The organism is Mycobacterium lacus, assembly GCF_010731535.1.
In the GTDB taxonomy this organism is placed as follows: Bacteria; Actinomycetota; Actinomycetes; order Mycobacteriales; family Mycobacteriaceae; genus Mycobacterium; species Mycobacterium lacus.
The window spans coordinates 2869368-2895951 of sequence record NZ_AP022581.1; the positions used below are offsets into that span (position 1 = coordinate 2869368).

Annotated in this window: 25 protein-coding genes, 1 pseudogene and 1 CRISPR repeat array (1 of these 27 running past the window's edge); of the genes and pseudogenes, 9 read left to right on the forward strand and 17 right to left on the reverse strand. The window is 66.1% G+C overall.

What is annotated here, in order from left to right; all coding sequences use genetic code 11:
- Window positions 1–48: 48 nt before the first annotated feature.
- Window positions 49–561 carry a GNAT family N-acetyltransferase gene (locus G6N24_RS13210; RefSeq protein ID WP_232070803.1) on the forward strand — a complete coding sequence of 171 codons (513 nt, stop codon included), beginning with the start codon at window positions 49–51 and terminating at the stop codon, window positions 559–561.
- A gap of 116 nt (window positions 562–677) precedes the next feature.
- Here the strand turns inward: G6N24_RS13210 and G6N24_RS13220 are convergent, their stop codons facing one another.
- Together G6N24_RS13220 and aldR are read right to left on the reverse strand one after the other, a co-directional pair.
- A complete protein-coding gene (locus tag G6N24_RS13220; RefSeq protein WP_085158213.1) occupies window positions 678–2141 on the reverse strand; it encodes a flavin-containing monooxygenase in 1464 nt (487 codons plus the stop codon).
- 18 nt (window positions 2142–2159) lie between these two features.
- On the reverse strand, window positions 2160–2675 hold the full coding sequence (gene aldR / locus G6N24_RS13225) for an HTH-type transcriptional regulator AldR (RefSeq protein ID WP_085158211.1): 516 nt from the start codon (window positions 2673–2675) through the stop codon (window positions 2160–2162).
- 68 nt (window positions 2676–2743) lie between these two features.
- Between aldR and ald the strand changes: the two genes are divergently transcribed.
- Window positions 2744–3859, forward strand: coding sequence for an alanine dehydrogenase (gene ald, locus G6N24_RS13230; RefSeq protein ID WP_085158209.1), 1116 nt, complete (start codon window positions 2744–2746; stop codon window positions 3857–3859).
- 9 nt (window positions 3860–3868) lie between these two features.
- Here the strand turns inward: ald and G6N24_RS13235 are convergent, their stop codons facing one another.
- From G6N24_RS13235 to G6N24_RS13255, 5 genes are all read right to left on the reverse strand, one after another.
- Complete coding sequence (locus G6N24_RS13235) at window positions 3869–4903, reverse strand: nitronate monooxygenase (RefSeq protein ID WP_085158207.1); 1035 nt, start codon at window positions 4901–4903, stop codon at window positions 3869–3871.
- Between the two features lie 4 nt (window positions 4904–4907).
- Complete coding sequence (locus tag G6N24_RS13240; protein WP_085158205.1) at window positions 4908–6224, reverse strand: M16 family metallopeptidase; 1317 nt, start codon at window positions 6222–6224, stop codon at window positions 4908–4910.
- Complete coding sequence (locus tag G6N24_RS13245) at window positions 6202–8451, reverse strand: polyribonucleotide nucleotidyltransferase (protein WP_085158203.1); 2250 nt, start codon at window positions 8449–8451, stop codon at window positions 6202–6204. Before G6N24_RS13245 ends, G6N24_RS13240 begins: the two co-directional genes overlap by 23 nt.
- A gap of 349 nt (window positions 8452–8800) precedes the next feature.
- Entirely contained in the window at window positions 8801–9070 is a 270-nt protein-coding gene (gene rpsO / locus G6N24_RS13250; RefSeq protein WP_083050109.1) for a 30S ribosomal protein S15, read from the reverse strand.
- A gap of 99 nt (window positions 9071–9169) precedes the next feature.
- Window positions 9170–10144 carry a bifunctional riboflavin kinase/FAD synthetase gene (locus tag G6N24_RS13255; RefSeq protein WP_085158201.1) on the reverse strand — a complete coding sequence of 325 codons (975 nt, stop codon included), beginning with the start codon at window positions 10142–10144 and terminating at the stop codon, window positions 9170–9172.
- A gap of 188 nt (window positions 10145–10332) precedes the next feature.
- Here G6N24_RS13255 and mntR point away from each other — a divergent pair, with 188 nt between their 5' ends.
- Window positions 10333–11025 (forward strand): manganese-binding transcriptional regulator MntR, encoded by a 693-nt coding sequence (gene mntR, locus G6N24_RS13260; RefSeq protein ID WP_085158199.1) that lies wholly within the window; start codon window positions 10333–10335, stop codon window positions 11023–11025.
- Between the two features lie 62 nt (window positions 11026–11087).
- Here the strand turns inward: mntR and G6N24_RS13265 are convergent.
- The 10 genes and pseudogenes from G6N24_RS13265 to G6N24_RS13310 form a co-directional block, all read right to left on the reverse strand.
- Window positions 11088–12348: pseudogene (locus G6N24_RS13265) on the reverse strand (acyl-CoA dehydrogenase family protein).
- 13 nt (window positions 12349–12361) lie between these two features.
- Complete coding sequence (locus G6N24_RS13270) at window positions 12362–13564, reverse strand: lipid-transfer protein (protein ID WP_139822248.1); 1203 nt, start codon at window positions 13562–13564, stop codon at window positions 12362–12364.
- Window positions 13565–13612: 48 nt separating this feature from the next.
- Window positions 13613–14506 carry a tRNA pseudouridine(55) synthase TruB gene (gene truB / locus G6N24_RS13275; protein ID WP_085158195.1) on the reverse strand — a complete coding sequence of 298 codons (894 nt, stop codon included), beginning with the start codon at window positions 14504–14506 and terminating at the stop codon, window positions 13613–13615.
- Window positions 14503–15186: a 4'-phosphopantetheinyl transferase PptT gene (pptT, locus tag G6N24_RS13280; protein ID WP_085158193.1), complete on the reverse strand. Its 684-nt coding sequence runs from the start codon at window positions 15184–15186 to the stop codon at window positions 14503–14505. Before pptT ends, truB begins: the two co-directional genes overlap by 4 nt.
- Window positions 15183–16157 (reverse strand): metallophosphoesterase family protein, encoded by a 975-nt coding sequence (locus tag G6N24_RS13285; protein WP_085158191.1) that lies wholly within the window; start codon window positions 16155–16157, stop codon window positions 15183–15185. Before G6N24_RS13285 ends, pptT begins: the two co-directional genes overlap by 4 nt.
- 59 nt (window positions 16158–16216) lie before the next feature.
- The gene (locus G6N24_RS13290) at window positions 16217–16780 is read right to left on the reverse strand and encodes an LppA family lipoprotein (protein WP_085158189.1); all 564 of its coding nucleotides are present in this window, start codon (window positions 16778–16780) and stop codon (window positions 16217–16219) included.
- A complete protein-coding gene (locus G6N24_RS13295; RefSeq protein WP_139822247.1) occupies window positions 16780–17361 on the reverse strand; it encodes an LppA family lipoprotein in 582 nt (193 codons plus the stop codon). The genes G6N24_RS13290 and G6N24_RS13295 overlap by 1 nt, the downstream gene beginning before the upstream one ends.
- A 133-nt stretch (window positions 17362–17494) precedes the next feature.
- Window positions 17495–18058, reverse strand: a complete 564-nt coding sequence (locus tag G6N24_RS13300) for an LppA family lipoprotein (protein ID WP_085158185.1) — start codon at window positions 18056–18058, stop codon at window positions 17495–17497.
- Window positions 18058–19743 (reverse strand): alpha/beta hydrolase family protein, encoded by a 1686-nt coding sequence (locus tag G6N24_RS13305; protein WP_085158183.1) that lies wholly within the window; start codon window positions 19741–19743, stop codon window positions 18058–18060. The genes G6N24_RS13300 and G6N24_RS13305 overlap by 1 nt, the downstream gene beginning before the upstream one ends.
- Before the next feature lie 3 nt (window positions 19744–19746).
- Window positions 19747–20073 carry a WXG100 family type VII secretion target gene (locus tag G6N24_RS13310; RefSeq protein ID WP_085158323.1) on the reverse strand — a complete coding sequence of 109 codons (327 nt, stop codon included), beginning with the start codon at window positions 20071–20073 and terminating at the stop codon, window positions 19747–19749.
- A 165-nt stretch (window positions 20074–20238) separates the two neighbouring features.
- On the opposite strand from G6N24_RS13310, the gene G6N24_RS13315 reads away from it, so the two are divergent.
- From G6N24_RS13315 to cas2e, 6 genes are all read left to right on the forward strand, one after another.
- Entirely contained in the window at window positions 20239–20817 is a 579-nt protein-coding gene (locus G6N24_RS13315) for a DUF3558 domain-containing protein (RefSeq protein ID WP_085158181.1), read from the forward strand.
- A 105-nt stretch (window positions 20818–20922) separates the two neighbouring features.
- On the forward strand, window positions 20923–21366 hold the full coding sequence (locus G6N24_RS23915; protein ID WP_179963428.1) for a transposase: 444 nt from the start codon (window positions 20923–20925) through the stop codon (window positions 21364–21366).
- Window positions 21363–22067, forward strand: a complete 705-nt coding sequence (locus G6N24_RS26090; RefSeq protein ID WP_232070556.1) for a hypothetical protein — start codon at window positions 21363–21365, stop codon at window positions 22065–22067. The genes G6N24_RS23915 and G6N24_RS26090 overlap by 4 nt, the downstream gene beginning before the upstream one ends.
- A complete protein-coding gene (locus G6N24_RS24630) occupies window positions 22022–22363 on the forward strand; it encodes an integrase core domain-containing protein (protein WP_163745447.1) in 342 nt (113 codons plus the stop codon). Before G6N24_RS26090 ends, G6N24_RS24630 begins: the two co-directional genes overlap by 46 nt.
- Window positions 22363–22689, forward strand: coding sequence for a CRISPR-associated endonuclease Cas1 (locus G6N24_RS13330; protein WP_179963429.1), 327 nt, complete (start codon window positions 22363–22365; stop codon window positions 22687–22689). Before G6N24_RS24630 ends, G6N24_RS13330 begins: the two co-directional genes overlap by 1 nt.
- Entirely contained in the window at window positions 22686–23099 is a 414-nt protein-coding gene (cas2e, locus tag G6N24_RS13335) for a type I-E CRISPR-associated endoribonuclease Cas2e (protein WP_085157037.1), read from the forward strand. The genes G6N24_RS13330 and cas2e overlap by 4 nt, the downstream gene beginning before the upstream one ends.
- Window positions 23100–23175: 76 nt before the next feature.
- Window positions 23176–26584: direct repeats of the CRISPR family, unit length 28 nt; unit sequence GTGCTCCCCGCAAACGCGGGGGTGATCC (it continues 5480 nt past the right edge of the window).

The window sequence follows — 26584 nt, forward strand, 5'->3', positions numbered from 1 at the left end:
GCGAATCTAGGCTTGGATGATGTTGCCGCTACCAGCGGAGGTGCTCGCGTGAAATCCAGCGACATCAGGATCCGTGAAGCCAAGCCGATCGATTTCCCCAAGATCGTGGAAATGCACTATCCGGTTTGGCGACAGTCCTGGTCCGGAATGCTGGCGGCGCACCTGCTCGACATGCTCGCTCAGCCGCAACGCTGGGCCTCGGAGTTCTACCCCCAAACCCTCAATCGCCGCGGGTGGAGTATGTGGATTGCCGAATCCGGTGGCCGGACACTCGGTATGACCATGTTCGGGCCGGACCCGGCACAACCCGATCGCATTCAAATCGACGCACTGTACATAGCAGAGGAAAGCCAACGGCACGGCATCGGCGGACGCCTGCTCAACAAGGTTCTGCGCTCGTATCCGTCAGACGACGTGGTTCTGTGGTGCGCGGAGAAAAACGCCAAGGCGCGCCGCTTCTACGAGAAGAAGAACTTCGAAGTCGACGGCCGCACCTTCGCCTGGAAGCCACTGCCCGGTGTGAGCGTGCCGCACGTAGGCTACCGACTCAAGCGTCGATGACCACACCAAGCCCCGGCGAGCCGCGTTGAAATAGTGGCGCCAATGCGGCGTGGTCCCGGGCGACAGGTGCGGGTCCACCGACTAGAGGAAACGCACCGGCAGCTAGAGGGCCAGGGTCAGGCCTCACTGAGGGTGCGACGCAACTCGTACTGCTCGGGATCCGGATTTGCCAGCATGGTCCGGTGTCGGGCGGGTGTAAACGGCCAAACCTCGGGCACACCGTCTTTGCCCAGATACCAACTGTCGCAACCGGTGGTCCACACGGTGTTCGGCATCGCGGCCCGCAACTCGGCGTTGAAGGTTTCGGTCGCCGACGACGTCGGCTCCACCGTGTCGAATTCGTCACGGCGCCAACGCTGGATCCACTGCAGTATGTGATCGGCCTGTGATTCGGCGACGGCCGTGAGTGCGAAATTTCCCACCGGGCTGTGCGGCCCCAACATCATGAAGAAGTTGGGAAATCCCGGCATCGCGACGGTTTGGTGCGCCCGTGGGCCGTCGCGCCAGACATCGTCCGCCACGATGCCGTCCCGCCCGGTCAGTCGCATCGGACGAAAGAATGCGTGCGTGTCGAATCCGGTGGCCAGCACGATGATGTCAGCCTCGTGTAGGACGCCATCATCGGTCACGATGCCCCGGTGTTCGACATGGTCGATACCGGCGGTGACCAGTTCGACGTCATCACGCTGCATCGCACGGTAGAACCCGCCGGACATCACCAACCGTTTGCACATCGGTTGGTAATCCGGGGTCAGGGCCCTGCGCAAACCGGGGTCGCGCACGGTACGCAGATTGGCGCGGCACACGGCTCCCATCAGCTTTCGTTGCCAGCCTGGTCGGGTCACCGCGGCCGCAAGCAGCTCGAAAACAAGGCTGTACGCCCGATAGGCCGCCCAGCCCAGCCAGGGAACGGCGCGATGGCAAACGGAGGCCAGCCTCGAGTAGCGAGGGTTGGGCAACGGGAGGATCCATTGCGCCGTGCGCTGGAACATGAGGAGTTTGCCCGCCAGGCCCGCCAGGCCGCAGATGATCTGAACGCCAGTCGATCCGGTGCCGATCACCGCGATTCGCCGGCCCCGCAGCGGAACCCGATGGTCCCAGCGGGCGGAGTGAAAGACGGTCCCGCCGAAGTCGGCCAAACCGGCGATGGCCGGGATTCGGGGATGATGCAGCACCCCGGTCGCCGAGATCAGGAAGTCGGCTGTCGACTCGGCTCCGGCATCGGTGCGCAGCACCCACCGGCCGGCGTCGAATCGGGCGCTGACGATTTCCGTGCCGAACCGAATCCGGTCCCTCAGTGCGTGCCGATCGGCGACCCCCCGCAGGTAGGTCTGGATTTCGGGGCCAGGCGAGAACAGGTGGGTCCAGTCCGGGTTCTTGTCGAACGTGTACTGATAAAACCGCGACGGCACGTCACACGTCAGACCCGGATAAGTGTTTTCCCGCCACGTCCCGCCCACCTCGTCGGCCTTCTCGTAGATGGTGATGTTGGTAATCCCGTTGCGCAGCAACGCAATTGCGACACACAATCCGGACATACCCGCCCCGACGATGGCGACGGCGGGATCGCGGCGAGTCATCCGACGATGATAGCCAGCCTAGATGGGCGCGGCTCCGCGCAGATGCTCGAAGATCAGTGACGTCTGCGTCCCCGCGACGTCGGCGTCGGCATTGAGATTTTCGACCACGAAGGAACGCAGGTCCTCGGTGTCGCGCGCGGCGACGTGCAGGATGAAATCGTCGGCGCCGGCCAGGAAATAGACGTCCATCACCTGTCGCCGACGCCGGATCTGCTGGATGAAGCTGCGGATTTTCCCGCGCGCGTTGGACTGCAGGTTGACCGAGATCATCGCCTGCAGCGGCAATCCCACGGCGACCGGGTCGATATCGCTGTAGAACCCCCGGATGACGCCGAGGTCCACCAACCGCCGAACGCGGCCGTGGCACGTTGACGGCGCGATCCCGACGGCCTCCGCGAGCGCATTGTTTGTGATCCGGGCATCGCCGTGCAGCAGGCTCAGGATTCTGCGGTCCACCTCATCAAGATCAGCCGGCCGAACATTCTTCGGTGAGTCGTCTGGCCGGCCCGTCCGTTCCGTTATCTTATCGGGCATAGCGGAACTTTACAGAATTATCATCGGTCGAATTGCGATATTCTCGAACTTTCTTCAAACTTGAGGCCATGCTAGTCGGCATTCCCACGGAGACCAAGAACAACGAATTCCGGGTGGCCATAACCCCGGCGGGTGTCGCCGAACTGACGCATCGCGGCCATGAGGTGCTGATCCAGTCCGGCGCCGGAGACGGGTCGGCGATCGCCGACGCGAAATTCAAGGCGGCGGGCGCCCAACTAGCCAGCACCGCCGAACGGGTGTGGGCCGAGGCCGACCTGGTGCTCAAGGTCAAGGAACCGATGCCGGCCGAGTACGGCTATCTGCGCTCCGGGCAGACGCTGTTCACCTACCTGCATCTGGCGGCTTCGCGAGCCTGCACCGATGCGCTCTTGGCTTCCGGCGCAACGTCAATCGCCTACGAGACCGTCCAGACGGCCGACGGCGCATTACCCCTGTTGGCCCCGATGAGCGAGGTCGCCGGCCGGCTCTCCGCGCAGGTCGGGGCCTACCACCTGATGCGGACGCACGGCGGGCGCGGTGTGCTCATGGGCGGGGTGCCCGGCGTCAAGCCCGCCGACATCGTCGTGATCGGCGGCGGCACCGTGGGCTACAACGCCGCCCGGGTCGCCAGCGGCATGGGTGCGTCCGTCCGGGTTCTCGACGTCAACATCAACAAACTCCGGCTACTCGACGCCGAGTTCGGCGGCCGCATCAGCACCCGCTACTCGTCGGCGTACGAGCTTCAAGGTGCCGTCAAACGTGCCGACCTGGTGATCGGAGCCGTCCTGGTGCCGGGCGCCAAGGCTCCCAAGCTGATCTCTAATTCGCTTGTCGCACAAATGAAGCCAGGTGCGGTGCTGGTCGATGTCTCGATCGACCAGGGCGGGTGCTTCGAAGACTCGCGGCCAACCACCCACGATCGGCCGACGTTTCACGTGCACGACGCGCTGTTCTACTGCGTGGCGAACATGCCCAGTGCGGTGCCGAAGACGTCGACCTATGCGCTGACCAACGCGACGATGCCGTATGTGCTCAAGCTCGCCGACCAGGGTTGGCGTGCGGCATGCCGTTCGGATCCCGCGCTGGCCAAAGGCCTTTCGACGCATGCCGGTGCGCTGTTGGCGGAGCACGTCGCCGCCGACCTGGATTTGCCATTCGTCGAGCCGGCGAGCTTGCTGGGCTGACGTCAGCGGTTACAGGGAGCGAACATCGGGGGCCAGCCACGCCACGATGTCGACCGCCGAGCCCGACCGGACCTCCCGGTACGCCGTTCCCGCCCAGAGGTTTGTCCCATGCGGGTCATCCGCGGCGATCGCCGCGGCCCGTATCGGCTTGGTCATCTGGTTGACCTCGGGATAGCCCAGCGGCGCCACGTGGTCGAGCAGGCGCGTGAAATTGTTCGCCAGCCCACGCGCGTACCGACCCGAAAACGCCCTGGTGACCACGGTGGAGTCGAATGCGGGATTCTTCAACGCACCACGGTGTGCAGAGTTGGTGCCGGCTTCGTCGCTGAGCAGCAGCGCGGTGCCGACCTGCGCGGCCACGGCCCCCCTGCGCAGTGCGGCCGCGACGTCTTCGGCGGTGCCCAGGCCACCCGCCGCGATGAGCGGGATGTCGTGCGCGCTGCCGATCCGATCCAATAGCTGGTGCAACGATTCCGCGCCGGGTTCCATGTCCGGCGCAAACGTGCCACGGTGCCCGCCGGCAGCCGGGCCCTGGACGACGAGGCTGTCCGCGCCGGCGGCGATGGCCACCCCGGCCTCATAGGCCGACGTCACGGTGATCGACACCAACAACCCCAGCGCGCTCAACCGGCGGACGACATCCGGCGGCGGCGCACCGAAGGTGAAAGACACCACCTCGGGCCGAATATCGGCCACCACTTCGAGCTTGCGTTGCCAGTCGTCGTCGTCGCCGTAGTGCGGCTGGCCCACCTCGACGCGGTAGAACTCGGCGACCTCTTCCAGCTCTTCCGCGTAGTAGTCCAGCTGGACCCAATCGGCGACACTGGGTTGGGGCACGAACAGGTTGGCCCCGACCGGGCCGGTGGTGGCGGCGCGGGCGGCAGCAATATCGTCGGCGAACTGCTCCGCGCTCAGGTAGCCCCCCGCGACGAAGCCCAGTCCGCCCGCGTTCGACACCGCCGCCGCCAGGGCCGGGGTGCCCGGGCCGCCGGCCATCGGCGCGCCCACGATGGGCACCGCGATGTCCCAGAAGCCCAGTACCATCGCGCTACCCTACCATCGCCCGAAGTTGTTGTGGCAGCGATCGTTTCGAGGTATACGGTCCGAGAACGGCGGCGCCGTAGCGCCTGCTCAGCACGCGGCGGGCCACGGCGTTGACCTCCTCGACGGTGACCCGCTCGATTTGCTGCAAGGTGTGCTCGATGCCGCGGTGCGCGCCGTAGTTCAATTCGCTGCGACCCAGCCGGCTCATCCGCGAGCTGGAATCCTCCAGACCGAGCACCAGCCCACCACGCAACGAACCCTTGGCGATGCGGCATTCCTCCTCGGTGATGCCGTCGCGTGCCACCGATTCGAGCACCTCGGCGGTCACCCGCATGACGTCGGCGAAGCGTTCGGGCAGGCAGGCGGCATACACCGAGAGCGCTCCGCTGTCGGCGAAGATGTCCAGCGTGGAGTAGACCGAGTAAGCCAGCCCGCGGGTCTCGCGGACCTCTTGGAACAGCCGGGAGCTCAGGCCGCCGCCCAGCGCGGTGTGCAGGACCGACAACGCCCAGCGATGGCCCCAGGTGCGCCCGGGCGTGCGTACCCCCAACGACACGTGGGTCTGCTCGGCGTCCCGGGTGCCCAGCGCCAACCCGGGGTTGCCGTTTACCCGGCCCGCTCCTTTGCGCGGCGCGACGGGCCGCCGCCCGCGGACCAGCCGCGGCCCGAAGTGCTGGCGCACCAACGCGACCACGTCGTCGTGGTCGACGTTGCCGGCCACCGCGACGACCATCCGCTCCGGTGTGTACCGGCGCACGTGAAACGAGTGCAATTGAGCCCGCGTCATCGCCGACACGGATTGCGCGCTGCCGATCACCGGGCGGCCCACCGGGTGGTCGCCGAACAACGCCGCCAGGAACATGTCCGCCAACGCATCCTCGGGGTCGTCGTCGCGCATCGCGATCTCCTCGAGGACGACGTCGCGTTCCAGTTCGACATCGTCGGCGGCACAGCGACCGTTGAGCACCACATCGGCCACCAGGTCGACGGCCAGCTCCAGATCGCTGTCGAGCACGTGCGCGTAGTAGCAGGTGTGCTCTTTGGCGGTGAACGCGTTGAGCTCCCCGCCGACGGCGTCCATGGCCTGTGCGATGTCCACGGCGGTCCGTGTCGGAGTCGACTTGAACAGCAGATGTTCCAGGAAGTGCGCGGCCCCGGCCACCGTGGCACCCTCGTCGCGCGATCCCACCCCGACCCAGACCCCGACCGACGCCGAGCGCACCGCGGGCAGGTGCTCGGTGACCACCCGCAGGCCGCCGGGCAGCGTGGTGCGACGGACGGCCGGGGCAGCCCCCGGGTCAGCTGCTGGCCGTCGCGGCATCGGCTGGCGCGGTCCCGGCGGGAGCTGCGGCGCTTGCTTCGTCGACCAGGACGAGCGAGATCTTGCCCCGTTTGTCGATGTCGGCGATCTCGACCCGCAGCTTGTCGCCGACGTTGACCACGTCCTCGACCCTCGCGATGCGCTTGCCCTTGCCGAGTTTGGAGATATGCACCAGACCGTCACGCCCGGGCAGCAGCGAGACGAACGCACCGAAATCGGTTGTCTTGACCACGGTTCCGAGGAACCGCTCCCCCACGGTCGGCAGCTGCGGGTTGGCGATGGCGTTGATCCTGTCGATCGCCGCCTGCGCCGAGGGCCCGTCGGTGGCGCCGACGAACACCGTGCCGTCGTCCTCGATGGAGATCTGCGCGCCGGTCTCCTCGGTGATGGCGTTGATGACCTTGCCCTTAGGACCGATGACCTCACCGATCTTGTCCACCGGGACCTTGATGGTGGTCACCCGCGGGGCGTATGGGCTCATCTCGTCGGGTGAGTCGATGGCCTCGGCCATGACCTCGAGGATCGTGAGTCGGGCGTCTCTGGCCTGGTCAAGCGCGCCCGCCAGGACCCTCGAGGGGATCCCGTCGAGCTTGGTGTCCAGTTGCAGCGCGGTGACGAAGTCCTTGGTGCCGGCGACCTTGAAGTCCATGTCGCCGAATGCGTCCTCGGCGCCCAGGATGTCGGTCAGGGTGACGAAGCGGCGCTCGGTACCCCCATCCGTCTCGACGTCGTCGGAGACCAGGCCCATCGCGATGCCGGCCACCGGCGCCTTCAGCGGCACTCCGGCGTTGAGTAGCGCCAGCGTGGAGGCACACACCGACCCCATCGAGGTCGAGCCGTTGGAGCCCAGGGCCTCGGATACCTGGCGGATGGCATACGGGAATTCTTCGACGCTCGGCAACACCGGCACCAGTGCGCGCTCCGCTAGCGCGCCATGCCCGATCTCACGCCGCTTGGGCGAGCCGACCCGGCCGGTCTCGCCGGTGGAGAACGGCGGGAAGTTGTAGTGGTGCATGTACCGCTTGGTCGTCTCCGGCCCGAGCGAGTCGATCTGCTGGGCCATCTTGACCATGTCGAGCGTGGTCACCCCGAGGATCTGGGTTTCGCCGCGCTCGAACAGCGCGCTGCCGTGGGCCCGTGGAACCACGGCGACCTCGGCCGACAACGCGCGGATGTCGGTGATACCCCGCCCGTCGATGCGGAAATGGTCGGTGAGGATGCGCTGCCGGACCAGCTTCTTGGTCAGGGAGCGGAACGCCGCGCCAACCTCCTTTTCCCGGCCCTCGTACGTGTCGGCTAGCCGCTCAAGAACCTGGGTCTTGATCTCGTCGGTGCGCTGGTCGCGTTCGGCCTTGCCGCCGATGGTCAACGCGGCGGCCAGCTCGTCGGTCGCCACCGCGGCCACCGAGTAGTACACGTCGTCGCCGTAGTCGGGGAACACCGGATAATTGCCGGCTGGCCTTCCGGCGGCGTCGGCCAGCTCCTGCTGCGCGCCGCACAGCGCGGCAATAAACGGCTTGGCGGCCTCCAGGCCTTGGGCCACAACGCTTTCCGTCGGGGCCTGGGCGCCGCCGTTGACCAGTTCGATGACGTTTTCGGTGGCCTCGGCCTCGACCATCATGATCGCGACGTCACCACCAACGATCCGGCCCGCCACCACCATGTCGAAGACGGCCCGGTCGATCTGCTCCACGGTGGGGAAGCCAACCCAGGTGCCGTCGACGAGCGCCACACGGACACCCCCGATCGGCCCGGAGAACGGCAGGCCCCCCAGCTGGGTGGAGGCCGACGCGGCATTGATCGCCAGCACGTCGTACAGATCGTTGGGATCCAGGCTCAGGATGGTCACCACGACCTGGATCTCGTTGCGCAGGCCGTCGACGAAGGACGGACGCAGCGGACGGTCGATGAGCCGGGCGGTCAGGATCGCGTCGGTGGACGGCCGGCCTTCACGACGGAAGAACGAGCCGGGGATACGGCCGGCGGCATACATCCGCTCCTCGACGTCAACCGTGAGCGGGAAGAAGTCGAAGTGCTCCTTGGGGTTCTTGCTGGCGGTGGTCGCCGACAGCAGCATGTTGTCTTCATCGAGGTAGGCGACCACCGCGCCAGCGGCCTGCAGGGCCAGCCTGCCGGTCTCGAAACGGACGGTGCGGGTGCCGGAGCTCCCGTTGTCGATGATGGCGGTCGCCTCGAACACGCCCTCTTCAATTTCAGCTACAGACATGGGTGTCCGTACGGCCTCTCTGGGTTATTCAGCTGTTTCGCGTGGTCACGCGCGACCGGGGAGGTTTGGTAGACAAGCAAGGCCTGAATGCGGCTACGGCCGTCGATCGAAGCGGCCGACCTTCCCCGGATCCGGGGAGCCCGGCAGCCACTACCGAAGACCGCCCGATGCAGGCTGGACCGCTCCCTGACATGCATAGTGACTCGCTGGAACGGCGCACGCGGATCTGCGCGAACCGCACCATTTGCTGGACCGAACCGGCCCAGGACGTCCTCACTCTACACGGGCCAACCCGCGGTTTTGCGAGGACTAGCCGGCAAGGCCGGGATCAAGGCGCGTGGCGCCAGCGTCAGCGACGCAGGCCCAGCCGCTCGATCAGCGACCGATACCGCTCCACATCGACCTGCGTGAGGTATTTGACCAACCGCTTGCGGCGCCCCACCAGCAGCAACAGCCCCCGCCGCGAGTGGTGGTCATGCTTGTGCACCTTGAGGTGCTCGGTCAGGTCCGCGATCCGCTTGGTCAGCAGCGCGATCTGCGCCTCGGGGGATCCGGTATCGGTCTCGTGCAGGCCGTAGGAGCGCAGAATCTCCTTCTTCTGCTCGGCTGTCAGCGCCACGAAATGTCTCCATCGATTGGTCCGCGATCAGGGATCTCACGGCACGGCCACCGCGAACCGCAGCACGCGCCGATGCAGTCTAGCAGGCTGTGCGCGCCCTCAATCGGCGGACAGCAGGGTGCGCGTCCGGTCGGTGTCGGCACCCATCTCGGCGATGAGGTCGCGCACCGAGTCGAACTTCTTCTGGCTGCGGATGCGCGCGACGAAGTCCAATGCCACGTGCTGGCCGTACAGGTCGGCGGAGGTATCGAGCACGAACGCCTCCACGGTGCGGGTGCGTCCGGAAAAGGTCGGGTTGGTGCCCACCGACACCGCGGCCTGATAGCGCTCACCGGGAACGACGGTGCCGGTCGCCGGTCCATGCCCGAGCGCGGTGAACCAGGCGGCGTACACGCCGTCGGCCGGAATCGCCGAATACATCGGCGGCGCCACGTTCGCGGTGGGAAAACCCAGCTCGGCGCCCCGACCCTCACCGCGGACCACGACACCTTCGACGCGGTGCGGACGGCCCAGCGCCTCCGTCGCCGCCTGCATGTCGCCCGCGTCCACGCAGGACCGGATGTAGGTGGACGAAAACGTCACGGTCTCGTTGCTGTGGTGCTCGGACAGCAGTGACATCGACTCCACCGCGAACCCGAACCGCTCGCCGGCCCGGCGCAGGGTCGCCACGTTGCCGGCCGCCTTCTTGCCGAAGGTGAAGTTCTCACCCACCACGACCTCCACCACATGCAGGTGTTCGACCAGCAGCTCGTGGATGTAGCGGTCCGGCGTGAGCTTCATGAAATCGATGGTGAACGGCATCACCAGGAAGACGTCGACGCCCAGGTCCTCGACGAGCTCGGCACGTCGGGTCAGTGTCGTCAGCTGCGCGGGGTGACTGCCGGGGTAGACCACTTCCATTGGGTGCGGGTCGAACGTCATCAGCACGGTCGGCACATTGTGTGTGTGGCCGGCCTTCACCGCGTGCGCTATCAGCTCGGCATGTCCGCGGTGAACTCCATCGAACACGCCGACAGTGAGCACACACCGACCCCAGTCCGTGGGAATCTCGTTCTGTCCCCGCCACCGCTCCACGACCGTCAGCCTACGGCGCGGTGCGGCATCCGGGTGCCTGATCCACCGGTCTCGCGCGGCCGAGACTGCGGCGCCGCGCGCCGAGACTGCGCACGGGGCGCCCAGGCTGCGTCCACGTCCCCACCGGCCCGCTCGGAACCGCCGTCACCGCAGACTCGATGGCAGTGGAAGACCTAGACTTTCTCGTTGTGAGGGCTGATGAGGAGCCTGGCGGTCTCACCGCGGTTGCCCAGGATTATTTGAAGGTCATTTGGACCGCCCAAGAGTGGTCAAGGGAGAAGGTCAGCACCAAGATGCTGGCGGAGAAGATCGGGGTGTCCGCCAGCACCGCCTCGGAGTCCATCCGCCGGCTCGCCGAGCAGGGCCTGGTCGATCACGAGAAATATGGCGCGGTGACGTTGACCGAAGCTGGGCGACGGGCGGCGCTGGCGATGGTGCGCCGGCACCGGCTGCTGGAGACGTTCCTGGTCAATGAACTCGGCTACGGCTGGGACGAGGTGCACGACGAAGCCGAGGTGCTCGAGCACGCGGTATCGGATCGCCTGATGGCGAGGATCGACGCCAAGCTGGGGTTCCCACGCCGCGATCCGCACGGCGACCCGATCCCCGCCACCGACGGCCAGGTCCCCACCCCGCCCGCGCGTCAGCTGTGGGCCTGCGCCGACGGCGACACCGGGACGGTGGCGCGCATCTCCGATTCCGACCCGGAGATGCTGCGCTATTTCGACAGCGTCGGGATCAACCTGGATTCGCGGCTGCGGGTGCTGACCAGGCGCGAATTCGCCGGCATGGTGTCGGTGGCGATCGAATCGGCCGACGGCGCCGCGACCACCGTCGAGTTGGGCAGCCCGGCCGCCCAGGCGATCTGGGTGGTGGCCTGACGCGGCGATTCCTCGCGCGAACGTAACGGCTGCGTTTTCTTGCGAGGTTCTTCGCAGCCCGGTTACGCTCGCGAAGCTGGCTCAGGTCAGCAGCCCCCTGGCGATGTGGGTGACCTGCACCTCGTTGCTACCGGCGTAGATCATCAACGACTTCGCATCGCGCGCCAGCTGCTCCACCCGGTACTCGGCCATATAGCCGTTGCCGCCGAACAACTGCACGGCCTCCATCGCGACGTCGGTGGCGGCCTCCGACGAGTACAGCTTGATCGCCGAGGCCTCGGCCAGCGTCGGCTCTTTCCCGGCCTTGAGTCGCTCGATGGTCTGAAAAACCATATTCTGCACATTGATCCGGGCGACTTCCATCTTGGCCAGTTTGAGCTGGATCAGCTGGAACTGCCCGATGTTGCGGCCCCACAACGTGCGAGTCTTCGCGTAATCCACACACAGCCGGTGGCATTCGTTGATGATGCCCAGCGCCATCAAGGCCACCCCGAGGCGTTCGACGGCGAAATTGGCGCGGGCGCTGTCGCGGCCGTCCCCCTCGGAATGCTGTTCGTCCTCGCCGAGCAGGCGGTCCGGGGTCAGCCGCACGTTGTCGAAGAACAGTTCCCCGGTCGGCGAGGACATCATGCCCATCTTCTTGAACGGCTTGCCCTGCGTCAGACCCGGCATGCCCGCATCGAGCACGAAGACAAGCACCGGCCAGTTTCGCCGGTCCACGGTTGGGTCTCCCTCATCGAGTTTGGCGTAGACCACCAGCACGTCGGCGTAGGGCCCGTTGGTAATGAAGGTCTTGTGCCCGTTGAGGATGTAGGCCCCGTCTCCGTCGCCGGAGCGCCGGACGTAGGTCTTCATGCCGCCGAACGCATCCGAACCGGAGTCCGGCTCCGTGATCGCCCACGCCGCAATCTTTTCCAGCGTCATCAGCTCGGGCAGCCAGCGCTCCTTCTGGGCCAGCGTGCCGCGGCTCATGATGGTCGCCGCGCCCAGCCCGAGGCTGACGGCGACGGTGCTCAGCAACCCGATGCTGACTCCGGCGATTTCGGACACCAGCACCGCGATCATCGACACCTGCGCGCCTCCCGCGAAACCTCCCATGCCGCCTTGCTTTTCGCTCTTCCCCGCGCGCTCCCGCTCCAGCATCGCCTTCACCGCCTCGGCGGCCATGACGTCGAGACCGAACTGACTGAACAGCTTGCGCACGATCGGATAGGGCGACAGCGCACCGGTTTCCAGTTCGTCCCGATGCGGGCGGATCTCCTTGTCGATGAACTGCCGAACGGCGTCGCGCACCATCAGGTCGGTGTCGGACCACTCGATCATGGCGTTTCGGCCCCTAACGTCCGGCCCGCTGGTAGGCGGTGACGACGGCCGCGCCGCCCAGCCCGATGTTGTGTTGCAGTGCTGCGGTGACGTTGTCGACCTGGCGCTTGTCGGCGGTACCGCGCAACTGCCAGGTCAGTTCGCAGCACTGGGCCAAACCGGTCGCACCCAGTGGGTGCCCCTTGGAGATCAGGCCGCCGGACGGGTTGACGACCCACCGTCCGCCGTAGGTGGTCTGGTTGTCGTCGATGAGCTTCGGCGCCTCGCCTTCACCGCACAGGCCCAGCGCCTCGTACAGCAGCAACTCGTTGGCAGAGAAGCAATCGTGCAGCTCGATCACTTCGAAGTCCTCGGGGCCGAGCCCGGATTGGTGGTAAACCTGTTGGGCGGCTTGCACATTCATGTCGTATCCGATGATGTTGCGGGCGCTGCCATCGAAGGTGGAGGCGAAGTCGGTGGCCATCGCCTGCCCGACGATCTCCACTGCCTGCCCGGAAAGGTCGCGCCGGGTCACATAGTCCTCGCTGGCGAGCACCACCGCGGCCGAGCCGTCGGAGGTGGGCGAGCACTGCAGTTTGGTGAGCGGGTCGGAGATCATCTTCGCGGCCAGGATGTCGTCGAGGGTGTACTCGTCCTGGAATTGCGCGTACGGGTTGTTGACGGAGTGCTTGTGGTTCTTGTAGCCGATCTTCGCGAAATGTTCGGCGGTGGTGCCGTAGTTCCTCATGTGCTCGCGGCCGGCGGCCCCGAACATCCACGGCGCCACCGGAAAGGCGAACTCGTCGATCTCGGCCAACGCCTTCACGTGCCTGCCCAGGGGCGATTCGCGGTCGTCGGCGCCACCGCCGAGCGCTCCGGGCCGCATCTTCTCGAAGCCCAGCGCGAGCACGCAATCGGCCAGCCCGCCGCGGATGGCCTGCGCACCGAGGAACAGCGCCGTGGATCCGGTGGAGCAGTTGTTGTTGACGTTGACGATCGGGATGCCCGTCATGCCGAGTTCGTAAAGGGCGCGCTGGCCGCAGGTGGAATCGCCCGCGACGTAGCCGACGTAGCCCTGCTCGATCTCGGTGTAGTCGATCCCGGCGTCGGTGAGCGCCTTGGTGCCGGACTCCTTGGCCATCTGCGGGTAGTCCCAGCCTTCGCGGCGGCCGGGCTTCTCGAACTTCGTCATGCCAACGCCGACGACGTAAACCTTGTTAGGCATCTTGCGAGACATAAATGCCCCTTCCGAGTGGCTCGCGAGCGACCCCGCCCTCAGTGTGCCTCACAGCGTGGCTGGCCGGATCACCACCACCGACTTGGTCCGCGAACCCTCGTCACGCAGCAGCACGATCACCCGTCCGTCGGCGTCGGTGGCGGCATAGACGCCGGCGATACCGGCGGGGGAAAGCGGCCGGCCGTGGCCCGCGGCCTGGGCCTCCTCGGCGGTGAGGTCGCGGCGGGGAAACATCAGCAGGCACGCTTCGTCGAGGCTCAGGCTCAACCGTGGCCGCTTCGCCAGGTCGTCCAGTGACCACGCCTGGTCCAGGGTGAAGTGGCCGACGCGGGTACGTCGCAACGACGTCACATGGCCGCCCACCCCGAGGGCGTCGCCGAGGTCGCGGGCCAGAGCGCGGATGTAGGTTCCCGATGAGCAGTCCACTTCGACGTCGAGGTCGACCAGCCGATCGTGGGGACGTGTGGCCAGCAACTCGAACCGGTCGATGCGTACCGGGCGTGCCTCGAGGTCGACGGGCTGACCCTCGCGGGCCAGCCGGTAGGCGCGACGACCGCCGACCTTGATCGCGCTGACCGCCGACGGCACCTGGCTGATGTCACCGCGCAGCCGGGCCATCGCGGCGACGATCGCCTCGGCTGTCAGGTGCTCAGCCGAAACAGACTGCAGGAGCTCACCTTCGGCGTCCTCGGTGGACGTGCGCTGGCCCAGCCGGACGGTGGCAGCATACGACTTGGAGGCCCCGGTCAGCAGGCCGAGGATCTTGGTGGCACGGTCGATCCCGATCACCAGCACACCGGTGGCCATCGGGTCCAGCGTCCCGGCGTGTCCTACCCTGCGGGTGGAAAAGATTCGGCGGCACCGCGTCACGACGTCGTGACTGGTCATTCCGGCGGGCTTGTCGACGACGACGATTCCTGGGCCGCTAGGGCTTTCGCTCATAGCACGATCGCGGTCAGCACCAGCCCGCGCTCGACCGACCATCGGCCGGTCAGCGCCGTCAGTGGCGGACCCGACAGCGTGGACGCATCGATCAGAATCCGGGACACGAAACGGCCCGCCGACCCGGGTCCGTCCACCTCGAACGTGATGTGCGCGTCCTCGAAGCCCAGCCACCTCTTGGTCAGCGGAAACCACGCCTTGTACGTTGCCTCCTTGGCGCAGAACAGGATTCGGTCCCAATGCAGGCCCGTGGGCATCTGCTGGGGCATCTCGGCGCGTTCCTCCGGCAGGCTGATCGCGTCCAGCACACCATCCGGCAACACGTCGTGCGGTTCGGCGTCGATGCCCACCGATCGCACCGCGGCACTGCGCCCGACCACGGCGCCGCGGTAGCCGGTGCAGTGGGTGAGGCTGCCCACCACGCCGTCGGGCCAGCACGGTTCGCCCTTGTCGCCCTTGAGGATCGGTACCGGTGGCACGCCCAGCCGACCCAGCGCGATCCGGGCGCAGTGACGAGCGGTGATGAATTCGTTGCGCCGCTTGGCAACCGACCTGGCGATCAGTGGTTCCTCCTCGGGCAGTGGGGCCAGCCCGGGCGGGTCGGAATACACCTCCGCGTACGCCAGATCCTCGATGGCCGTGCCGGGCAGCAGCGACGACATCAGCGTGCTTGCCGTCATCGTGACTGCCGTTGCCGCAATCGTTCCCGGAACTGGGCGGCCTGCGCCCGCATCTCGGGCGTGATGACGAAGTGACCGCCGAAGTCGTTGAGGTAGCCGGGCGCGTACTGCGGATCCGGCAGCACCTGGCGCAGCCAGCTGTACGGCTTGCGGCGCCGCCACTCCCGCGGGTACCCGACCGACACCTCTTCGAAGCGCACGCCGTCGTACCAGGTGGTGCGCGGAATGTGTAGGTGGCCGTAGACCGAGCAGACGGCGTTGTAGCGGGTGTGCCAGTCGGCGGTCTTGGTGGTTCCGCACCACAGCGAGAACTCGGGGTAGAACAGCGCGTCGCAGGGCTCGCGCACCAGCGGAAAGTGGTTCACCAGCACGGTCGGTTGCATCCAGTCGAGCTGCTCGAGCCGCTTACGTGTGCTGGCGACCCGGTCGCGGCACCAGGCTTCGCGGGTGGGGAACGGCTCGGGCGAGAGCAAGAATTCGTCGGTGGCCACGACGTTGCGCTGTCGCGCGATGGCCATGCCCTCGGCCTTGCTGTTGGCCCCGTTCGGCAAGAAGGTGTAGTCGTACAGCAAGAACATCGGCACGATGGTGGCCGGGCCGCCGCGCTCGGTCCACACCGGGAAGGGATGCTCGGGCGTGACGACGCCCATCTCGTCGCACATGGTGACCAGATAGTCGTAACGCGCCCGGCCGAAGATCTGCATCGGATCCCGGTTGGTGGTCCACAGCTCGTGGTTGCCGGGCACCCAGATCACCTTGGCGAAACGGCGCCGCAGCAGGTCCAGTGACCACCGAATCTCGTCCGTGCGTTCGGCAACGTCACCGGCGACGATCAACCAATCCTCCGGCGAGGACGGATACAGCGATTCGGCGACGGGCTTGTTACCGAGGTGACCGGTGTGCAGGTCGGAGATCGCCCACAGCGTCGGCTGTGCCCCGCGTGTCTCCTGCCCCGATCGTTTCCAAGTCACGACTCATCACCCTAACGACCCGGCGAAGTGCAGACGAAATCCGACGACGTGTTCGCCGCTTACCTGGTCGGCGAGGGTTTCGGGGTGTCGGTTTGGCTGATCCGGTAGTCCGACTGTGCGGTGAGCGATGAGGCTACCTGGGTCCCGAGCTTGAACTCGACACCGCCACTGCCAGAAATGTAGACGTCGTGGTCGCCGGGCTTGTTCTTCATCACCCCAAAGTTGGTGGCGCCGAACTGTTTCGCGCCATCCTTGACGATCTGCACGGCCTGCGGCCACTTGTCGTCGGGGATCGGTCCACTGAAGACAACCATCAAATACGCCATCTTGGCGTCGGTCCACACATACTCGCCACCACAGTGATTCCAGCTGTCCATATCCGTTCGCCACGTCAACCCCGGCACCAGGGCCGTGATGGCGTTGGCCATCTGGGTGACCGCGGCCCGGTACCCCTCCTTGGCGGCCTCCAGCGGGGGCTTGGCGCGCAGTGGGTTCTCCAGTTCGGCAACTTTTTCCGGGCTCAAAGGGCCCTCCTCTCCACCACCGGTCCCGTGACCGCTGGGTCCGCAGCCCAGTGCCAATACGCACACCATGGACATCACCCACGCCATCGGCCACCGCATCAACGTCCCCCGGGGGATACTTGCCCGGGCGATGCCGGTGTCGGCGTATCGGTTTCGCGCATCCGGCAATCCGACGTCGCCGCGAGGATCGTCTGCACGGCAGTCCCAAAGTGGAACTGGGCACCCTCAGGGCTAAAGACCACCAGATCCTTGTTGCCGGGCTGGTCGACGAACGAACTAACACTGGTGGCGCCGAAACGCGCGGCACCGTCCTTGACGATCTGCAGCGCCTTCGGCCACGCCGCATCAGGAATCGCGCGGTCCAGCACGATTCGAATGTGAACCTTCCTCGCGCGAGTCCAGACATATTCGCCGCCGCAGCCTCCCCAGCTGTTTTCCTCGACGTGCCAGCTCATGCCCGGGACCAAGGCGGCTATCTGCTCTGCCATCTGGTTCGTAGCGGCGACGTAGTCGGCTCGCGTGGCCTCAAACGACGGCTTAGACCGCAGCCCGCTTTCCAGCTCGGCCACCCGCTCCGGCCCGGGGTTGCCGTGCATACCCGGACCGGGGTCACCGCATCCCGAAACCGACAAGCACATCACCACCATCCCCAAAATTCCCGCGACAACCCGGAACATCATCGGCCCGAGTGTAGGCTGTCCCCCATCCGCCTCCTGCCTTGTCACGACTCACCTCCGAAATAACCCGGCGACGCGGAGACGAAAGTCTGCCGTCCCACACCTTGCTCCCGCACTGGCGCGGGACGAGTCGTTGCTACCTGGTCGGCGAGGGTTTCGGGGTGTCGGTTTGGCTGATCCGGCAGTCCGACTGTGCCGTGAGCACCGCCGCTTTCTGGGTCGACAGTTTGAACTCGACACCGCCATGACCGGCGATGTAGACGTCGTGGTCGCCGGGCTTGTTCTTCATCACACCAAAGTTGGTGGCGCCGAACTGTTTCGCGCCGTCCTTGACGATCTGCACGACCTGCGGCCACTTGTCGTCGGGGATCGGTCCACTGAAGACAACCATGAAGTACGCCGCTTTGGCCCTGGTCCATTCGTAGTCCCCACCGCAACCCGTCCAGCTGTCCATATCCGTTCGCCACGTCAACCCCGGCACCAGGGCCGTGATGGCGTTGGCCATCTGGGTGACCGCCGCCCGGTACTGGTCCTTCGCGGCCTCCAGCGGGGGCTTGGCGCGCAGTGGGTTCTCCAGTTCGGCAACTTTTTCCGGGCTCAACGGCCCCTCCTCTCCACCACCGGTCCCGTGACCGCTGGGCCCGCAGCCCAGCGCCATCACACACACCAGGGCCAGCGGCCACGCCATCGGCCACCGCATCAACGTCCCCCTGCCACTGGGCGGGGGGCTCCCGGCATGCCGCCGCCCAGAATCGGCGGCAGCAGCGGCGCGACAACCTTGTTGTCCGGCAGCCCGGCGGCAATCGCCGCCAGGTTGTAGCCGGACATCCGCAGCTGCGGCTGACCGGCGGCATCTTGGAAGACCCGCGGATAGTCACCATGGGCATACACCCCGTCGCGCCAAATGCCGCCCGGATCGAAACCGGCCTGCGACGACAGCTCCGTCAACCCAGGAGTCAGATACGGGTCCGGGCCCCAGCCGTGCAGCGGCGCGAGCGGGGCCACCGCGCCGGTGATGGGGTCGTGCGGCGCCTGCATGACATAGGCCATTCCGTGATCGAGCCCGAGCTGCGCCGGACTGTACAGTTCCAGCCCGGGTGAGCCGTAGAACACGGCATCGTTGACGGGATGGGCACCTTGGGCGTTGAGGTCCTGCAGCGCCAGCGACGCCGTCAACGACCCGTAGGAGTGGCCCAACACCGTCAGATGGCCGGTGGGGTTGTTGGCCCGAACCTGCTGCAGATACCTCGACAAGTCGGCCGCGCCCACGTGTGCCTGCCCGTCGGTCATGGCCTGCCACAGGTCCCCAGCACTACCGGTGTCGAGCGGGTTGGGGGGCGGGCTGTAGCCCATCCAGGCGATGGTGGCAACCGACGCGGGCTTTCCGGCGGCATTTAATTGCCGGATTTCCTCCGACCGTAGGTCGCGCGCCTCAGCGACCATGCCGGGCAAGGTGCCCCGGGTGGTGGACCCGACGCCGGGCACGGTCACCGACACGTTGGCGGCGGTGTCCGGATTACCGACGGCCACGGCCGCCAGCACCTGCTGGTGTGGGTCCTCGGGAACCCGCAGCTGGGTCAGGTAGGTCTCCGGGGCGTTGCTCAGCGCCTGGTCGACGGCATCGAGGTCGCCCAGCCGGCCCTTGGCGGCGCTCAGCTGATCTGTGAGGGCCGCGAGTTGGCCCAACGCATCGCTGTCCAGGAGGCCGTTGTTGTAGTCCTCGGCGGCCTGCGCCGCGAGTTGGTCATACCGCCCCTGCAACTGCCCGATCTGTGTTTGCAGCTTCGCCCGCTCCTCGCGCAGCAGCTCCTCGTTGGCATCGCTGGCGAGTTGTGTGGGGGTCAGCCCCTCGCGGCCGACCGGCGGGCCGGCCTCGGCGGGGATGGGCACATCGCCGGTGGCCATGCCGACCGCCGATGCCAATTCCTCGTCGACGGCGTTAGCCTCAGCCACAATCGCATCCAGATCGGCCTGCAGCTCCGCCTGCCTGGCGAGCATCCGCGCCCACTGCGCCTCGGTGTACCGCAGGCCGGGGATCGGCACCACCTGGTTGGTCAGCGCATCGACCGTCAGCTCGGCGGCCGCGGCATCCTTGCGCAGCGCGGCCAGCTCGGACTGGACCTTCACAATCCCGTCGGCGGCCTTGTCGGCCGCCCGGGCAACGGCCAGCGCCTCGTTACCGTGGGCGTCAAGGTCTCGGCGAATCCCCGCGTTGTGGTGTGCCGCCGCCTCGGCGGTCTTGCCACCCGAATTCGCAAAAATCGACAGCGTCGCCAACTGACGCGACACCTCCAACGTCACCTCCGCTCGGGCCTTGGCCGCGTGAAACACCTCCCGGACCGCTTGCGCGTTCCACCGATCGATATCGGCCACCGTCAACGGCACCGATCACCCCTGACGCCCACTGGCGATGGCGCCGGCGGAAATCCCCACCTGGGCAAGCGCCCGCGCGCGCTCCTGCTCGGCCGCCGCATGCTGGACACCCGCCTCGTGCAGGCCGCGTGCGTGATCACCGATCCTGGTCAGTAGCGCCCTCGACGCTTCCAGCCAGTCGTCCATCTTCGCGCTGAGCGCCGCCGCCGAGGCGCCCTGCCAGCCAGACTGCGCGGCCTGGATCCGATAGTCGCACGACAAATGTGCGGCTGCCAGGTCCTCACCGTGCGCGGTCACGTGCGCGGACGAGCTCAGCCACTGCTGCGGGCTGATCTGAAGCACCCCCGACCTCCTCATGTCCTTCGAAGGGCACCCCATTATGCGTCGGCGGGGGCTGCCGCAAAATTCACCGCATCAAAGGCGGCCGAGGTTGGAACACGTTCTGGTTTTGCCATGACGCGACTTGTACACTCCCGGCAAAGGGACCCGCCGAGGGCAGGGGGTGGCGTGCTCACCAAGGTGCGTCTGGTCGCAGCGCTTGCTGCGCTGATCACCGCGATCGTGGTGGGCGCGCACGGAATCCCGCCAGCGGCCCCCGGCGCCGGTCGGACCGTCCAGCTGCGCTCTACCGCCCAGCCGCTGGAAACCACCATGAAGAGCCCGATCGTGGCGACCACCGACCCGAGCCCGTTCGACCCGTGCAACGACATTCCCTTCGACGCGGTGCAGCGACTCGGCCTGGCATTCACCCCGCCCGAAGCCGAGGAAGGGCTGCGCTGCCACTTCGACGCCGGCAACTACCAGCTGGCCGTCGAGCCCATCATCTGGCGCACGTACGCCCAGACACTTCCCCCGGACGCGATCGAGACGACGATCGCGGGTCACCGCGCCGCGCAGTACTGGGTGATGAAGCCGACCTATCACAACAGCTTCTGGTACTTCTCCTGCATGGTGACGTTCAAGACCAGCTACGGGGTGATCCAGCAGGCGCTGTTCTACTCGACGGTCTACTCCGAGCCCGACGTCGACTGCCCGTCCACCAACCTGCAGCGGGCAAACGACCTCGTCCCGTACTACAAGTTCTAAACCGTGTCGTGACCGCGACCTCCCTCTCTGGCAGGGTTAGTTGAGACAGCAGGGTTCGAAAATATCTGACCAGGTATTGAGGGCAAGTAAGGATTGCAACGAACAATGACGGCGACTTTGGCTGAGGTCCGGAAGGGTAGCGCCGATGATGAAGGCGTGGGAACCGATTCGGCCCAGGGTCCGCGGGCGGATCGTCCCCGGCGGCGCAACTTCACCCCGGAGTACAAGGCGGCCATTGTGGCCGAGTACGACGCGTTGACCGAGCCGGGTGCGCGGGGTGCGCTGCTTCGGCGTGAGGGCCTGTACTCATCGCACATCGTGGAGTGGCGCCGAGCGCGCGACGCGGGCGCGTTGGACGGGCTTGCCCGGTCAGGCGGTCGTGGTAAGGACCGCGACCAGGCCGAGATCGAACGGCTACGGAAGCGGGCCGAACGGGCCGAGGCCGAGCTTGAACGCACGAGGGCCGCGTTGGATCTGGTGGGAAAAGCACACGCGCTCTTGGAGACGCTCTCCGAGAGCACGGGCACGCGGCCCGGGTCGAAGAAGTGATCGCACAGTTGCTGCCCGAGGTGGAGCGGCTGACCTCGACCGCGAAGGCGTGCGCGCTGCTGGGCAAGCCGCGCGCGAGCCTGTATCGGCAGCGCAACCGCCCTGCCGGTCCACGCCGCAAACCCGGGCCGAGCGGACCGCCGCCCAATGCGCTCGACGCGGCCGAGCGCACGCAGATCCTTACGGTGTTGTGCCAGCCGCGCTTCGCCGACAAGGCGGTCGCCCAAGTGTGGGCCGAGCTGCTCGACGAGGGCGTCTACCTGTGCTCGCAGTCCACGATGTACCGGATCCTGCGCACGCACAACATGACCCGCGAACGGCGGCGGGTAGCCACACCCGCCGCGGGTCAAACCCGAGCTGGTCGCCCACCAACCCAACGACGTGTGGTCCTGGGACATCACCAAATTGGCGGGACCGGTGCGCGGCGAGTTCTACCAGCTCTACGTGATGCTGGACATCTTCAGCCGCTACCCGTCGGCTGGCGCGTCGAGTACCACGAGGACGCCGACATCGCCCAGGACTGGATGGCCGAGCTGACCGCGCTACACGGGCGGCCCGGCGCGATCCACGCCGACCGGGGTTCGGCGATGACGTCGAAGAACGTCGCCCAGCTGCTAATCGACCTCGGCGTGGCGCGCAGCCACTGCGCCCACGGGTGTCAAACGACAACCCGTTCAGCGAATCCCAGTTCAAAACGCTGAAGTACCGCAACGATTTTCCCGAACGGTTCGACTCGATCGAGCACGCCCGCACCTGGTGCAAAGACTTCTTCGACTACCTGCGCCACGAGCACCGCCATTCCGCGCTCGGCCTGCACACACCGGCGTCGGTGTACTTCGGCACCGCCGCCGACATCCAGGCCAAACGAGCCCGGGTCATGGCCGATGCCTACGCCGCCAACCCCAACCGGTTTAGCAGCCCACCACAGCCCCCGAAACTACCGACCGCGGCATGGATCAACCCACCGACCCCACAACCGAAAATAGTGTCCACATAGTGAGACGCTGTCTCAAACACCTTGACAGCTACCGATCCTTCGTGTATGACATTGCCGATCTATACAAGGCGGAGGTCAGCATTCCGGTGGCCTTCGACGTCGCAGCCGACACAGTCACGGACCTCGGCGGTGAGACGCGGCGTCGAATGCGCGATCGATTGCACGATGGCCGACTCCTGCAACGCTGCGCTCAGGACGTTCAGATGCTCTTACTCGGAGACTCGGAACCACCCAGCGATGACTACCTCGACTTCGACGTCCTCTCGCTTTGGGACGAACGCGCCGAAGCGGTGCCGGGCGGCACGTCATACGGGAGCGACTTGTGACCGTCGTCGTTCTTACCGCCGTACCACCAGGCCTACGAGGGCACTTGACCCGCTGGTTGCTTGAGATCAGCCCCGGAGTGTTCGTAGGCCACATCTCCGCGCGCGTCAGGGAGCTAATGTGGCAGCGTGTAGTCGAGTTCGTTACCGATGGCCGAGCCTTGATGGTCTTCACGGCACGAAACGAACAACGACTCGCCTTCAAGGTGCACGGTCATGATTGGGTTCCGGTTGACTACGAGGGGATTTCGCTAATGCGCCGACAGACTGTTCCCGACTATGTACCGGTCTACCGACCGGCCCATGATGCGGCCGCTCGGCCGCCGCAGCGTTCACGTCAAGCGACGGGAACAGCCTCGGACACAATCTGGAAGCGCCGCAACGCCCGAAGGAAATTCAAAGGTAAGACGTGAACATCTGCCACATCTCGTTACCGGCCAAGTGATCAAAATTTGTGGGAAAGGTTAGCGATTGCCCTAGTCAAGAAGTGTGCTCCCCGCAAACGCGGGGGTGATCCTCATCGGGCAGGACTACGTGTCTCGGGTATGTCGTGCTCCCCGCAAACGCGGGGGTGATCCGGCTGCATCCTGGCGGGAGACCAATTTACGAGTGTGCTCCCCGCAAACGCGGGGGTGATCCTCGATCACATACCGAGAAACATAGCGCTGCAACGTGCTCCCCGCAAACGCGGGGGTGATCCGGCGCGCCCAATTGTCACACGACTGGTGATTATGTGCTCCCCGCAAACGCGGGGGTGATCCGCGCTCTCCGGCATAGACGCCACCATCATCTCCGTGCTCCCCGCAAACGCGGGGGTGATCCTCGTCGCTCATCGACTAATCCTTCCTGTTGCGGGTGCTCCCCGCAAACGCGGGGGTGATCCGAACCCGGCTATGTCGATCGGCTAGTGGCCAACGTGCTCCCCGCAAACGCGGGGGTGATCCGTTCGCCGCCCGAGGCTACCCGCTCAAGACCCAGTGCTCCCCGCAAACGCGGGGGTGATCCCATGATTGCCGCTTGCACGCCTGACATGCTCGGGTGCTCCCCGCAAACGCGGGGGTGATCCGGGAAACGGAAATGACCACCATCATCACCTACGGTGCTCCCCGCAAACGCGGGGGTGATCCCGCCTTAGCCGCCTGCCCGACGAATTGGTCTACGTGCTCCCCGCAAACGCGGGGGTGATCCTAATAACGTCATCAGTACAGCTGCTGAAAGGATGGGTGCTCCCCGCAAACGCGGGGGTGATCCGTGCCGACAATCAACTTCCACTCGCTTACCAAAGTGCTCCCCGCAAACGCGGGGGTGATCCCGGTAGGTGACATCGTCCACAGGTTTTCTCCACCGTGCTCCCCGCAAACGCGGGGGTGATCCGTCAAACACGTTTTGCATCGCGTTGACAGCCCTGTGCTCCCCGCAAACGCGGGGGTGATCCTGTGGCCTGTGTTGACTGACTATTCCCAGTCCCGTGCTCCCCGCAAACGCGGGGGTGATCCGGTCTCCGCTTTGGGCACCCAGTCAGCTTGCTGGTGCTCCCCGCAAACGCGGGGGTGATCCCCGGTTGTGGCCCACAGGATTACAGTTTCGCAGGTGCTCCCCGCAAACGCGGGGGTGACCCGAGGCGTCGCCAGGACCCATGCGGACCTCTTGCGTGCTCCCCGCAAACGCGGGGGTGATCCTCGTCGCTCATCGACTAATCCTTCCTGTTGCGGGTGCTCCCCGCAAACGCGGGGGTGATCCTTCCCCACTCTGGGTTGTCCAGTAGCTCGGCTAGTGCTCCCCGCAAACGCGGGGGTGATCCCGCAACCTGCCCGCTGTTGAGTGGACCGAATGAGTGCTCCCCGCAAACGCGGGGGTGATCCCACCTCTTGCGTCCGCATGGATCCTGCTATAGAGTGCTCCCCGCAAACGCGGGGGTGATCCGAAACAAGTGATCAAAAAAATAATCGCGCGTTTGTGCTCCCCGCAAACGCGGGGGTGATCCGCTGCGCGGGCTGTCGCGGAAATTGCCCAACGCGTGCTCCCCGCAAACGCGGGGGTGATCCGTTATGGCCACCAACGGGAGACGGTGGAGGCGGGTGCTCCCCGCAAACGCGGGGGTGATCCCCAGCGAAGCACAGGTTAATTGACCGGTTGTTTGTGCTCCCCGCAAACGCGGGGGTGATCCTGTCGCCATCACGGATCTGTAAAACGACATTGTGTGCTCCCCGCAAACGCGGGGGTGATCCCGCGTCCTTAGCTGACACACCAGGCAATGTCAAGTGCTCCCCGCAAACGCGGGGGTGATCCCTGTATATGTAGCTATCAAAAGAGGGGGGAGACGTGCTCCCCGCAAACGCGGGGGTGATCCTCCCCACTGGTGGTACACCGACTGACGATGCACGTGCTCCCCGCAAACGCGGGGGTGATCCTCACCCCATACATGCGGTCCTCGATGAACGCACGTGCTCCCCGCAAACGCGGGGGTGATCCCAGGAAGCGGCCGGCAACGTTCGCGGACCGTGCGTGCTCCCCGCAAACGCGGGGGTGATCCCAGCGCGAGAGGCAGCACACCACCTCATCCCTGGTGCTCCCCGCAAACGCGGGGGTGATCCGCGCACGCCACAGCGCGTCGAGGCGCTCACTGTGTGCTCCCCGCAAACGCGGGGGTGATCCTTAGCGATATCGTCGAGGAGGTAGAAGACCATGAGTGCTCCCCGCAAACGCGGGGGTGATCCCCGCGTAGACAACAGCAACACCAACGGGTTAGGGTGCTCCCCGCAAACGCGGGGGTGATCCCATGATTGCCGCTTGCACGCCTGACATGCTCGGGTGCTCCCCGCAAACGCGGGGGTGATCCGCTTTACACGTTACTCGACATCCTCATCTGCGAGTGCTCCCCGCAAACGCGGGGGTGATCCGTAGCCCCTGCTCGATGTCCCTCTGTCGGATTTGTGCTCCCCGCAAACGCGGGGGTGATCCGCGTGGTGCTTACTAGCGTTGTCAAGGCGGCTGGTGCTCCCCGCAAACGCGGGGGTGATCCCCGTCAACTGATCGAGGAACTCCCCGAATGAACGTGCTCCCCGCAAACGCGGGGGTGATCCTTGGAGGCACTTGAGGGGCATCAACGAACCATTGTGCTCCCCGCAAACGCGGGGGTGATCCGGCACTCGACCCGGAGGCACTCGACCCAGATGCGTGCTCCCCGCAAACGCGGGGGTGATCCCCATCCTCCAACGGATACGCAAAGGGCTCTTTAGTGCTCCCCGCAAACGCGGGGGTGATCCGTCGTCGTCGGCCCCGACGGGGGGGTGTACTTCGTGCTCCCCGCAAACGCGGGGGTGATCCCTCCACCTCATACGGAGGGTCGACCAGGACACCGTGCTCCCCGCAAACGCGGGGGTGATCCTCCAGAGGCTGGAATCTCCAAATCGCTGAAGCCGTGCTCCCCGCAAACGCGGGGGTGATCCGTTCTGGGTAGGATTCCCAGCAGTCGATGCAGGGTGCTCCCCGCAAACGCGGGGGTGATCCGCGAAAGCATCCGACGATGCGCTGTGCGAGCAGGTGCTCCCCGCAAACGCGGGGGTGATCCTACCCGTTCCGCCCCAAGTTGATTGACTGGTTAGTGCTCCCCGCAAACGCGGGGGTGATCCCTATCTGACACCGGAAAACTCCGTGCTAGTCCTGTGCTCCCCGCAAACGCGGGGGTGATCCTGTCTCACGTACGCGTTGGACAGCAATGAGGTGCGTGCTCCCCGCAAACGCGGGGGTGATCCTACGTGCCAGCCCCATTCGGTGTAGCGCACAGCGTGCTCCCCGCAAACGCGGGGGTGATCCTGCTCGACAACTCCGTATCGCCCAAGCTTGCTCGTGCTCCCCGCAAACGCGGGGGTGATCCGTGTGCGTTGCCCGGACAGGT